The 12,044-nt window shown below is 47.4% G+C and carries 10 protein-coding genes; 2 read left to right on the forward strand and 8 right to left on the reverse strand.

What is annotated here, in order from left to right; genetic code table 11:
* Nucleotides 1-66: 66 nt before the first annotated feature.
* The 4 genes from HNQ56_RS10025 to HNQ56_RS10040 form a co-directional block, all read right to left on the reverse strand.
* A complete protein-coding gene (locus tag HNQ56_RS10025; RefSeq protein WP_429145643.1) occupies nucleotides 67-780 on the reverse strand; it encodes an ABC transporter ATP-binding protein in 714 nt (237 codons plus the stop codon).
* A 40-nt stretch (nucleotides 781-820) separates the two neighbouring features.
* Nucleotides 821-2,899, reverse strand: coding sequence for an aminopeptidase (locus tag HNQ56_RS10030; protein ID WP_429145199.1), 2,079 nt, complete (start codon nucleotides 2,897-2,899; stop codon nucleotides 821-823).
* A 94-nt stretch (nucleotides 2,900-2,993) separates the two neighbouring features.
* Nucleotides 2,994-3,317: a DUF6142 family protein gene (locus tag HNQ56_RS10035; protein WP_429145201.1), complete on the reverse strand. Its 324-nt coding sequence runs from the start codon at nucleotides 3,315-3,317 to the stop codon at nucleotides 2,994-2,996.
* The gene (locus HNQ56_RS10040; protein WP_429145204.1) at nucleotides 3,298-3,804 is read right to left on the reverse strand and encodes a VanZ family protein; all 507 of its coding nucleotides are present in this window, start codon (nucleotides 3,802-3,804) and stop codon (nucleotides 3,298-3,300) included. The genes HNQ56_RS10035 and HNQ56_RS10040 overlap by 20 nt, the downstream gene beginning before the upstream one ends.
* Nucleotides 3,805-4,131: 327 nt before the next feature.
* Here HNQ56_RS10040 and HNQ56_RS10045 point away from each other — a divergent pair, with 327 nt between their 5' ends.
* Nucleotides 4,132-5,376, forward strand: a complete 1,245-nt coding sequence (locus HNQ56_RS10045; RefSeq protein ID WP_429145207.1) for a [Fe-Fe] hydrogenase large subunit C-terminal domain-containing protein — start codon at nucleotides 4,132-4,134, stop codon at nucleotides 5,374-5,376.
* Between the two features lie 75 nt (nucleotides 5,377-5,451).
* On the opposite strand, the gene HNQ56_RS10050 is transcribed toward HNQ56_RS10045, so the two are convergent.
* Nucleotides 5,452-8,019, reverse strand: a complete 2,568-nt coding sequence (locus HNQ56_RS10050) for an Ig-like domain-containing protein (protein WP_429145209.1) — start codon at nucleotides 8,017-8,019, stop codon at nucleotides 5,452-5,454.
* A gap of 469 nt (nucleotides 8,020-8,488) precedes the next feature.
* Nucleotides 8,489-9,430 carry a C-GCAxxG-C-C family (seleno)protein gene (locus HNQ56_RS10055; RefSeq protein WP_429145211.1) on the reverse strand — a complete coding sequence of 314 codons (942 nt, stop codon included), beginning with the start codon at nucleotides 9,428-9,430 and terminating at the stop codon, nucleotides 8,489-8,491.
* Nucleotides 9,431-9,641: 211 nt separating this feature from the next.
* On the opposite strand from HNQ56_RS10055, the gene HNQ56_RS10060 reads away from it, so the two are divergent.
* A complete protein-coding gene (locus HNQ56_RS10060; RefSeq protein WP_429145214.1) occupies nucleotides 9,642-9,917 on the forward strand; it encodes a hypothetical protein in 276 nt (91 codons plus the stop codon).
* Between the two features lie 215 nt (nucleotides 9,918-10,132).
* On the opposite strand, the gene HNQ56_RS10065 is transcribed toward HNQ56_RS10060, so the two are convergent.
* On the reverse strand, nucleotides 10,133-11,221 hold the full coding sequence (locus tag HNQ56_RS10065; RefSeq protein ID WP_429145215.1) for a hypothetical protein: 1,089 nt from the start codon (nucleotides 11,219-11,221) through the stop codon (nucleotides 10,133-10,135).
* Entirely contained in the window at nucleotides 11,211-11,759 is a 549-nt protein-coding gene (locus HNQ56_RS10070; protein WP_429145218.1) for a sigma-70 family RNA polymerase sigma factor, read from the reverse strand. The genes HNQ56_RS10065 and HNQ56_RS10070 overlap by 11 nt, the downstream gene beginning before the upstream one ends.
* Between the last annotated feature and the right edge of the window lie 285 nt (nucleotides 11,760-12,044).

Below are 12,044 nucleotides of genomic sequence, written 5' to 3' on the forward strand. Positions count from 1 at the left end.
CTGCAGCCATCCTGCTGAACCCATCCGCTCTGCCGCAGCCATTCATTCCGCTGCAGCCATCCGCTCTCAGGCTTCCTCAATCAGCTCCAGGAATACATCCTCCAGGCTGCTGTTGCCTTTAACCTCCTGGGTTGTGCCGCAGGAGACCAGCCTTCCGCCTTTAATAATAGCAATTTTATTGCACAGCTTTTCCGCTACCTCCAGCACATGGGTGGAGAAAAAGATGGCGCTGCCCTCCTGGCACAGCTGAGCCATAATGGTCTTCAGCGTATGGGACGCCTTGGGGTCCAGCCCCACAAAGGGTTCATCCAGAATCAAAAGTCTTGGTCTATGGACCAGCGCAGCAATAATCGCCAGCTTCTGCTTCATTCCATGGGAATAGGAGGCGATGCTGTCTCCCAGGTTCCCCGTCAGTTCAAAAGCTTCACTGTATCTGGAAATCAAAACCTCCCTGTCAGAGCGGCTCACCCCATAGATATCACTGATAAAGTTCAGGTAACCAATTCCCGTCAGATGCTCATACAGATCCGGATTATCCGGGATATATGCAATCTGTTGCTTGCAGGCAACGGGATCCTTGAGGATGGAGATCCCATCGATGGTAATCTCCCCTTCCTCAAAATCCAGCACTCCCGCAACGGCACGTATGGTAGTGGTCTTACCTGCCCCGTTATGGCCGATGAAGCCATAGATATCACCCTGCTCCACCTCCAGGCTCAGATTATCCACCGCTTTCTTGCTCTTCCCGTAGCTTTTTGAAAAATTACTGATTCTCAGCATAATATCCCCCATTCCAACCTCCGGTCTTCTCCCCTTAGCATTACTCTGCGTCAAGGGCTTCGTTTAATTGCTCCGTACCTGCCAGAACAAATCTTGCGTCCTGAATAATCGGTATTCTGCTGCCATCCTTTCGCACTACCGCAATCTCCTTAATCTCATCATAGGGAAGGGTGATATCCGTATGGCAGTTAAAATATGCCTTGGAAGGCTCCGTCTTGCGCAGCAGGGAAATCTCATTATCCCTGGCTACCGTCTCCTTCCCGTCGGGATTAAACACAGCCGTATCCTCTCTCATGACATAGCAGGTATCCCCGATGGCAAAATGCGGTCCTGTCTTCTCGGCAATGAGAATCGGCAAACGGGGCGCAATATCGAATTTCCTGCCCATCATATAGGCAGTGGTATTGGTGCCGATGGCAAATTCGCCAAGGGGCAGATAATCATGGTTATACAGCAGATTCTCCTTAACAAAGCTCTTATTCCTCTCCGCCTCGTTAAAATTGGCGCAGGAATATTCCGCTACCAGCCCGTCCCGGAAGGTAAGCTCCAGCTCCCGGCATTCCAGGTCATTGAGATAGATTCTGGAAACATGAAGAACTCCGTTGGTGCCCTCCAGTACAGGTGAGGTGAACACCTCTCCCACCGGAACATTGACATCCGCCACACAATTCTCAAATATGCTTTCTTTGGAGCTGTCCTTCAGCTCATAGAGCTTTACCTTCAGATCCGTATGATTCTCTCCGGCACCCAGGATATGGACATATTCTCCCTGATCCAGAGCATCAATAATGCATTGCTGAATCCTCTGGTAGAGATCATTATCCAGATTATTCACCTTCACCGTCTCCGCAAAGATTCCGTTGAAATCCTTTCCAATCTCAGGAACCGGATAGGCGATAATGGTAAAGGAGGTCTCACTGGGTTTCAGATATTCATTTCTAATGAAATTATCCTCACTGTTAAATTCCACATAAAGCTTCTGCTGGTGATCGTCCAGCTTCACCGCTTCCTTCTTATCCTTGGGCGCAAAAAGCTCCTCTCCAAAGACCTCAATCAACGCAGGGCCAGCATACAGCCCGGCCTTCTCCTTATACTTCTCGTAAGCCTGCTTCACGCACTCCAGACGGCGCTCCTTGAAGGCTTTATCAAAGAACAGACCGATATCAAAACGATGGTCATAATCGAACTGCTTATTGGGGCTGGTAGCATGGTAGCCGATCTTCAGATGCTGCCTCTTATTCACCGCATGATAAGCCGCCCGGTAAATGGTAGGCTCCAGGCCCATTTTCCTGAAATTATGAATCGCATAACGCACCATCCGCTCAAATCCAATCTGATAACGGATATTTATATATACCTTCTTGCTCAGATCCAGACGATTGGCAATATAACCCCGGCGAAAGCCCTCGGTATAGGTATCCGCCATTGCCTGAATCTGCTCCTGGGGCAGAGAATTCAGGAACTCAGCCGTCTTTATCTCATTTTCCGTAATGTATTCCCCATAGAAATAAAGATAACGCAGATCCTCCAAATCCGATTCCATAATAATATCCGCTGCAAAAGTCAGATCCGAATCCACCAGATCCCGGACCCTGTTCTCCACCAGCACCTGGCAGTAATCGCTCATGAAGTCATAGACCGCACGCTTTGCATCCTTATAGGTATGTTCGTCCTCTTCTTCAAAATAATTATAGATCTCAATCAGCAGCTCCAGGTAAATGGTCATTTCATATCGTCTGCATTCATAGGCATAGGAAATGATTCCCCGCAGCTCCGCCGCCAAAAAAGACAGAAGCTTACCGAACTTGTCTCCCAGCTTCTCGCAGGCATAAGAGGGATTGGCATAGCTGAACTGATAATGATCGTCTGTAAGATCCTCATAGAGAGCCTGATTCAGCCCCTTTAACTCCTCCAGGGAAAGTCCGGCGATCCGATCCCCCATAGCCATGTCGGCAACCTGCGCCACCATGCTTACAAAGGATGCCGTCCTTTGGAAATAGGCGCGAAACGGCTCCCGTACACTTTCCTCCGTCTCCATAACCCGGATCCGCTCCAGGGCCAGCTCGTATCTCTCCTGAATCGCTTCATTGTCTTCTTTGAATAAAATACTGTATTTCATTATGAATCCTCCATCCTCTTTTTAGTAATCATAAAAGTATTTAGATATAGAACAACTACATCCGCGTAATAGATCCCGATTATAGGAACATGGGTTATATTCCTATAATATAAATAATCAGCAGCAATATTGTCATAAATCCGTTAAGCACTGCTCCAATCATGGGAAACCGGTAGAAAATATCTTTTTTCCTGAACGCCCGATAACTCAGTATAAAGCCGGTGACCGCCAGGGCGAACAGACCGATTCCAGCCACACCGAGGACCATTCCTCCCTGACCGCGGGCCAACCCCGAGATAATGCTGACCGCCAAAAAGCCGAAAACAACAAATATCCCAATAACTGCGGAGCCTATCCCCAGCTTCGTATGTCTCCTGCCGGAGAAATGGATCATATCCTTATTTCTTTTTATATGCACCTTTGTCTCCTCCTTCTGCTCTTCTTCCGGCGCAGAGCTTCCGGTAAATCCTGCTGATAATAAAATAGAAAACATACCCCAGTATTCCCCCTAAGGTATTCATTAGGATATCATCTACATCAAAAATACCAACCTTGAGCACCAGCTGTGTTGTCTCCACCGCCAGACTGAACACCACGCTCAGCAGTGCAATCCGCCAAAATCTCCGATACCTCCGGCTCAGCTGGGGAAGAAGGAAGCCAAAAGGGGCAAAAGCCAGGATATTCCCCAAGATATTAACGACAAATACCTCCAGACCAAGCTGCTGCCTGTACCGGATAAAACGCTTGATCTCCTTGAGGAACTCCAGATTGCTGCGGTAACCCTCCACGGCACACCCCCGCCCATAATGCTCACTGAAGAACAAAAAATAAGATAATAATATGATATATACATAGAACAAAAGCCATCCTGCTTTTGTCAATATTTTTACAGTACGATCCTTCAATTTCCTTCTCCATATCCTATATTTTCTAATTAGATTGCGCCACCCTCAAGAATAATATACCATCGTCGTAAATGTCCCTATTTATTTATTATAAAGCAAATCTGACTCTCAGTAAAGTGTATAATATAATGTTATGAGAACATCTATATCCGGATTATACACTGTGATTACAGGAACATACATTATGTTCCTGAATATATTTCCCCGCAGTAGATTTTTTTTCTGCTTTTTTGTAAAATATACTTACAGGCGCTTATGATACATCAATCAGTCCGTGCCGGGATCGGCCAGACTGTTATCTTTCAGAAAGGATCTCCGAAAAAACAGATGAAAACATTTGAGGAATTGTATTATGAGGTTTTAATCAGGACATTGAAGGAAAAAGATATGAGCTTTCTTGAGAAGCTGGAGCTCTATGACACCCACCAGCTGGACTGCCTGCTTCATCCTGAGAAGCACCCGCTGGTATGGAGCACCGGGGACTGCCGCTGTGAGAAAGGGGATCATAATTGTGTAAAGGTCTGCCCTTTCCACGCAATTCATCCGAACCAGTCCGGCGAAATAGAAATTGAGGAAGAAAAATGTGTCGGCTGTGCCCTCTGTATCCAGGAATGCCGGGCGAAGAGGCTCACCTCCAGCAAGGATGTCATACCGGCCCTGCAAGCCGTCCGCTCCCATGAAGGGCCGGTTTATGCCCTGGTTGCCCCCGCCTTTCTCGGCCAGTTCAGCAGCGATGTCACGCCCGGCAAGCTTCGCAGCGCGCTGAAGGCCGCCGGCTTTGACGGCATGATCGAGGTGGCTTTGTTTGCCGATATTCTGACGTTGAAGGAGGCCCTGGAATTTGACCGGAATATTCAGACGGAAAGCGACTATCAGCTTACCAGCTGCTGCTGTCCCATGTGGATTGCCATGATCCGAAAGATCTATAAGGAGCTGATGCCCCATGTTCCGCCGTCGGTATCCCCCATGATCGCCAGCGGGAGGGCCGTTAAGACACTGCATTCCGATGCTCTCACCGTCTTCATCGGGCCCTGTCTGGCCAAGAAAGCGGAAGCAAAGGAGAAGGATATCGCCGGTGCTGTGGATTATGTGCTTACCTTTCAGGAGATTCAGGATATCTTCCGCATCATGGAGATCGATCCCGCCGGGATGGAAGAAAGCGAGAAGGATCATTCCTCCCGGGCAGGCAGGATCTATGCCCATACCGGAGGAGTCAGCGAGGCGGTCAGCGCCACGGTAGAGCGGCTGAATCCCAACCGGAGAATTACCATCCGCACCCAACAGGCAGACGGTGTTCCGGCTTGTAAAGCAATGATTAACCAGCTCCTCTCCGGTGACACCACCGCCAATTTCTTTGAAGGAATGGGCTGTGTGGGAGGATGTGTCGGCGGCCCGAAGGTTCTAATTCCCCATGAGCAAGGCAGGGCACAGGTTGAGGAGTATGGCATGGCGGCTCCCTACCCCACTCCCATTGATAATCCCTATGTAATTGAATTGCTCCGCCGTCTCGGCCTGGATACCGTGGAAAGCTTGTTGGAAAACAGTGATATTTTCACAAGAACCTTTGAATAGTCTAAAAGCGCCCTCAAAACCAAATGATTGATTTTGAGAGCGCTTTTTTAAGTTATCCTCAGAATAGCTTCCCGATTAATAGAGAACGGTTACAAACATGGTCGAGTTCATCACTGCCTTATTACCGTTGGCATCGATCAGAGAATTATTCAATACCTCTATCTTCAGTCCGGTTCCCTTATCCGGTATGTAATCCAGGCTGATATAAGCCGTATTGCCGCTCACGGTTACCGTATTGCCGTAAGTAATGGCAGAATTAGAGATATTGGAAATCCTTAATGTCAGCTGACCGGTAATCTCCTCACTGAAATTAAGCTGTATTCCTGTCAGTGTATTCCTGTCAAACACAGGAGAGCCAACCATGGTCGGTTTTTTGTTATCCTTCAGGGGCACCATCATAGTGAATTCGGTCATTGCGGAATAGCTGCCGTTATAGCCCTTAACACCGCTGATCTTAACAGGACGCTCTACCGTGGCATCGATTCCTCCATCCGCCACCGTTAAAAGAACCGTAGCGCCGTCAGGGGTATTCCTTGTCAGTGTTGCCGACAGAACGGGAACTCCCGGAATGGTGTAGTTGCCTACCAGCTCCGCAGATGCTTTATCCAGTTTATTGGCAAACTGGATGCTGATCTGGCTCAGATTAGTGTCCGACTGAGTGATCTCGTAAGGTGCCGGAAGCTCCGACGACGAGTTGCCTTTCGTATTGTTAAAGGAAATCGGACGGGCCAGGCTGGGGTTCTTATAGCTGTCTACTACAAAGCCGTTCTCCAGGGTAAAGGAGTAGGTACCAAGAGCAGAAACATTGCTCAGCTTCAGGTTTATCGTCTTCTTATCATTGCTGTTATCCATCCTGGTATAATTGATATTGGTCCCCGAACGGATATCATCGGTAATCGTAGTCAATGTCGTCGTAATTACTCCGGAAGCAAAGGCTGTTGTTACCTCTTTGTTATAGGTCAGCGCAAGGGTCGAAGTGGTTGCGTCAAATTCATAGGATATCAGAACCGGATTGGATTTATCAACGGTAAAGTTAATCTTCCGGGTCCATCCTGTCAATGCCGTGGTATCCGTCGGCTTTACATTATAGGAATCCCACAGGGACAGCCTTATCTCAACGGTACCGGACAAAGCAGCATCCGTCTCATTGATGGTATAAATTACATTCTTCGGATCAGAGGCATCAATTACACCCTCCATCATGCTTCCATTGTTCACCTGCAGGAAGCCGGCATAGCTGAGGGAACGGGTAAATGTCGCCTTCAGGGTGTTATAGCCCGTTCTGACCACCGATATCGGCACCGCCTGTGCCTTCGCTGTGCTGTCCGTACGAAGGGTTGCCATCAGGGTATAGCTTGCGGGAGCATTCCCGGCCATATCCTTCACTCCTGCCAGTACCACGGTGAATATCTTGCCGTAATCCGCCGGATCGATATTGGACAGATCAATCACCAGCGATTTCTTATTTTCACTGGCCACATAATTCAGGCGGTTATTCAAAATACTGAGCGTGTAGGCCGAAGCATTCGCTCCTGCACTGCCGCTGCTGCTGCCGATTACCGTCGCACCGGTAACACTTAAATTGGTGAAGTCTATGGGCTCCGTGAAATTAATGGTATTCCGGAAGCCGCTGTCATCCAATACAGGTGATCCCATCAGGCTCGGCGGATAGTTGTCGACAAAGGAAACACTCTTATAATATGCCTCTATGGGGACCCCTGAAGTAGTTAAAATCTTATTGCTCAGGCTGATACCATAATCCCCGTCGAAGGTCTTGGATGCGGTTATGACCAGAGTTCTGCCATCTGCGGAAAGGACCGCGGTCAATGTTCCCGGATCCGCAGCAAGCACTCCCTTGGCATTTTTTCTCTGTACCACATCAATATTGGAGGATAATTTGTTACCTGTTTCTATTACTGTGCTGGGATTCACCGCACTGTCAAATACAACCTTGATCTCCGTGGTATTAACAATTTCCGCACTCTGAACCGATGCTTTGGAATCTACCACCTCGATAATAATATAATCATCCACATTGCTCTTCTTAGCATCTGCGGCTGTGGAGCTGGCAGCTGCTTTTACCCTCAGCGTCACCTTACCCACTTTTCTGGCCGTCACGATACCTTCTGCGGCATTGTCCACACTGATACAATCCGTGTCTCCCTTATCCGCATACCAATAAGCCTTATCCGTAGGCTGACCCGGAACTGTCGTTGCATTAAAGTCCATGGTCGAGCCCAGGTTCATCCTGTGGGCACCGTTAACCAGTACGGCATTGCTGATTCGAATCTCCTCTGCCGGAATCTTTACGGTGACAGAACAAGACAAGGTCTTGGTCTTTTTGTTAGAATAGGTTATTTTACACTGTACCTTGGCAGTTCCTCCGGCAACTGCGGTAATCTTTCCTTTGCTGGATACGGTTGCCACATTTTTGTCGGACGAAGTATATTTATATGTACTCCCTGCCACTTTGTCCTTAATCTCAAGCTGATATGTCTTACCCACGCCAACCAGCTCCACCTTGGTTTTCACAAACGCAGGACTTGCCGCGGCACTGGCTATGACCGTGCTATGATTCCAGATCATCGGTATTCCGATCAATAATGCAAGAACCATAATTAATACCCGACTGTACTTCTTCATTGCTCTTCCTCCCTTTTTTTCTCATTATATCATGAACAAGGAGCATGTCCATGATCTTGTTGCTCCATAACGTCTGCTTTTATTACATCATGAACCAAAAACGTGTTCACGATCTCCAGCTCCAATCAGAAACTGCAAGCAAGCTTGCTGTGCGAATGTCTTTCTCGCACTATCCTCATTCCGCTTTCATTATATCATGAACATAAAACGTGTTCATGATCTCCGGCTCCGTTCACATGATTACGGGCAAGCTCGCATCATGTTCGCTACGCTTTCATTATATCATATCATCCGCAGATTAGGAACGCAGGGACCGCCTCCTTGCGTTCCCGTTGCACTTATCCAGGATGGCCAGGGGATTGCTTTAAGCCATCCTGGACTAATCTGCTCATCGTGGACATTATACCACAGCTTTATTGTCAAAATCATGGTAATTTAATTAATATTTTCTTACTTTGAAAATATATGGTTAATTTTCCACCTTTTTTTCCATCAAAAAATCATCCATAACAAAGCCGCCGCCGATATCGGCAACCTGGGTTCCGGTCTTTACAAATCCCAGGCGCTCATAAATACGGATGCTGTTCTCATTTCCGCGATTTACCGTAAGCCATATTCTATGTAAACCATTGTCACGGCATACCTTCTCCAGGTGTGCCAGCGCGGTGCCGGCATGTCCCCTGCCCCGGAATCTGCGTGCAATATACAGCTTGCTTAAAAACAGGCTCTCCGGTTCAAGACGGTACGCAAAATATCCGTTATATCCCCCAAGGCTTTTCATCAGACAGTATACATAATGATTATGAAAAATCTGATCCGATACGGCCTCATGGGACTGGATCCGATCTATCATATACTGCGCCTGATCCTTCCCGATGATACTGTCATAATGCTCATGCCATATCTCCTGTGCCAGCCGGGCCACCGTTTCTATCTGCTCTTCCCCGCAGACCTTTTCCAGGGTTACGGCATAAAGAACTCCTTCGATGATATCTGCCGCGTCCCTGACCAGCTGCTTGCAGGGCCTTGTATCGTAATATTCCTTCGTCCGGCTCTGAGGAGCAGCGCTGGGACTCTCCTCCCGGTCCAGGCGGAGCAATTCCCGGCAGATCAGCGATCCGCTGCGCTCCCGGAATTCCCGGGCCATCTTCTGGACTACCTCATAATTATATTTCTTCCCCTCCTCATCCATTCTGGCTGCGGAGCCTGTTTCCAATCCGGCAATCATGCTCATGCCCGATACGGCGCCGCAGATTTCCCGCATTCTTCCAACGCCTCCTCCAAAGGAAGCCGATAGCTTCAGAGCCACCTCCTGATCTATCCCGTACAAATCGCTATACGCGGCAAAAACCGACTGGGAACAGTTATACCCATCCAAAAAAAGCTTCTCCGCTAATTCCGCTCGCCCCATCCTGCTGCCTCCCTTCTAAACAAAGTCTTTGAAACTTCTGTAATCCATTTAATCATAAAATATCTGCTTTCAAAAGTAAAGCAAATATTTGTTCCTGGTATTTTCGGCAAATTTTACATGTTTATAGAACTTTTACTTTCTTTTTACTTGAATTCGAATTATAATGGAATAACAGTATATAATTATATAAAACAGAAAGGATGGTTCTTATATGAAGAAGTTTGGAAAGTTTTTATTTGGTACAATTACCCTGGCATCCATAGCAGCCGGTGCTTATTATGTTTATAAGAATTTTATCCAGAAGGATTCTTCTGATGATTTTGATGATTTCGAAGATGACTTTGAAGATTTGGATGAGGATACCGACGAGGAAGAAGAGGAGGCCGGAGAGACCAGAGGGTATGTGCCCATCAATCTGTCTACGGAAGAATCCGAAGAAGAAAGCGCTGAGGCAGAGGCTCCCGCTGAGGAAGCCCAGTCAGAATAATCGGAACAGGAATAGAAATAAATAGTCCGCTTGCGGACTATTGCGCTGCCGCGCGGTTGCCTTCAGGCAACATCTTCCTTATGCACGGCATGTGCATCCTGCGGAGCACTTTCTCGTATAGGATGAACTTTCCTATACGAGAATAAAGGTTCCTGCAACAGCCAAAGCATCGTGCTGTTGCAGGAACCTTTTTTATTGCATTATGAATTACCCGCTCAATTGCTGAATTCTGTGAAAAATTCCGTCAGCTCCCTCCGGAACCGGGTATCCTCCACCGCGTAATAAACTGTCTCTGTCTCAGTATCTCCCTGGGCATAGAGTACGGTCAGATTGCTGCCCACCTCCATGATATACAGCATTCCAAGCTCAGAGCTGTTCATCTCCACCGTGTAATCCGAATTCTCCGGGGAGCTGGTATCAGACAGACCGAACTGATGACCGTCCATGACAAGATAAAAGGCTTCCACATCCTCCCGGCTGGTTAAAGTAACGGAGACCTGATTGATATCATCCGATATGGTGAGGTAGCGGACCTGCTCCGGCGACGGAATAAATATCTGGCGGAAGGAATACATCACACTCTCGCCTGTAATACGGGCTGTCAATGCCTGATCCTGGTTCTTTGTCGCCTCGCTCTCCGGTTCTTCCTGCGAAAGGGCGAACTGGGAAGCACGGGTGCTTTCCTCCTTCCGCTGATCCTCCTCTTCCGCCGTCGTGTCCCCTCCTCCGGCAAGCGCATCTGATTTATATTCGTTTCCGTTGCTTTCTTCACCGCCATAAGCTTCAGCCGCAATGGTGAATTGCATCGGAGCCTCTGTCACGTCACCATATATCTCCTTCATGTCGCTGCCGCTTTCCTCCTGCGTCGATGCATCGGCCGATTCCGTATCGGGCATGGCGCTGTCATCCATAGCATTTTTACTCGAAATACCGTAGCTTCCCCCGTCCATCTGCAGGGCGCTATTCTCAGCAGACTTATCCATCTTCATGCCCATGGGCATATTACGGACAAAATTAATGCCGATCACAGCGATTACTGCCGCCGCTGCAATTCCTGCAATCCCGCGTACATACCGGTTCCAGGGCAGTACTTTTCTTTCCTTCTTTTCTATGGTTTTCTCATCCGCACCGGCTCCGGACCGGGCCTCTATATTAACTGCGGACTGCAGCTTGATTGCAGCCAGCGTTCTATTAATTAAATCCTCCGAGACATTGATACCGCTCAAATCAAGAGAAGCATTCAGATGTGATTTGATCTTCAAATCATCCATTTCCACATTAATTTCCTTATCTTTATAGCTCATCTGAAATCCTCCCTTCTAAAATAGATTTTAATCTCTGCCGTGCCCGGGAAAGCCTGCTCTTGGCAGTTCCTTCCGCAATATTCAGCGCCTGGGCAGCCTCTGTTATGGTCATATCCTGAAAATACACACATAAAACAATATCCTTATACTTTGCCGGCAGTCCGAGAACTGTTTTTTGAATCAATTCCCTGGTATCCTGCTTCTCCACATCATCATAATCCGTGTCACTGACAATCGCATCCTCCTGGTACTCCATCATGGGAGTCACCCGACGGTTCCAGGCGCTCTTTAAATAATCCTTGCAGGTGTTGATGGTAATACGGATTATCCAGGTCTTAATACTGGAATTACCCTCAAACGTTGTAAGTTTTTGATTTACTTTAATGAAAACATCCTGAAAAATATCTTCCGCAGTATGAACATCCTTGACATACATGTATGCCGTTCGCAATACATCGTTACCGTACTGCCTTATGAGAGTTTCTATATCATACCCCGGTATATTTTCTGAGAGTTCCACAGGTATATCCTTGTGCATCCTATTGTCCCCCTATACCATACTATTATTATTCCAGGCCGCTGTTACTGTTTTTAAGTCCACAATCATATAATAGTATACATGGATAGACAGATGATGTAAATAATGAAATAGATGCATATGCCATATACATTTTCCCTTCTCAACAATTAGACGCAATATAATAAAAAACAGTTCCATAAAATCCGACCAAATATGTAGGAATATTTATGATATCCGCTTTACTGCCGCAGGCTGCAGGGATTTTCCCGTAAAAAAGTACAGGCTCCCCACTACATAAACAAA

The organism is Anaerotaenia torta (genome assembly GCF_050433395.1).
GTDB classification, from domain to species: Bacteria; Bacillota; Clostridia; order Lachnospirales; family Lachnospiraceae; genus Mobilitalea; species Mobilitalea torta.

Coding starts and splice junctions, on each gene's coding strand:
- HNQ56_RS10055 (WP_429145211.1), bottom strand. CDS start 9,430: ATGGGGCGAGCGGAATTAGCGGAGAAGCTTTTTTTGGATGGGTATAAC.
- HNQ56_RS10060 (WP_429145214.1), top strand. CDS start 9,642: ATGAAGAAGTTTGGAAAGTTTTTATTTGGTACAATTACCCTGGCATCC.
- HNQ56_RS10025 (WP_429145643.1), bottom strand. CDS start 780: ATGCTGAGAATCAGTAATTTTTCAAAAAGCTACGGGAAGAGCAAGAAA.
- HNQ56_RS10065 (WP_429145215.1), bottom strand. CDS start 11,221: ATGAGCTATAAAGATAAGGAAATTAATGTGGAAATGGATGATTTGAAG.
- HNQ56_RS10050 (WP_429145209.1), bottom strand. CDS start 8,019: ATGAAGAAGTACAGTCGGGTATTAATTATGGTTCTTGCATTATTGATC.
- HNQ56_RS10070 (WP_429145218.1), bottom strand. CDS start 11,759: ATGCACAAGGATATACCTGTGGAACTCTCAGAAAATATACCGGGGTAT.
- HNQ56_RS10030 (WP_429145199.1), bottom strand. CDS start 2,899: ATGAAATACAGTATTTTATTCAAAGAAGACAATGAAGCGATTCAGGAG.
- HNQ56_RS10045 (WP_429145207.1), top strand. CDS start 4,132: ATGAAAACATTTGAGGAATTGTATTATGAGGTTTTAATCAGGACATTG.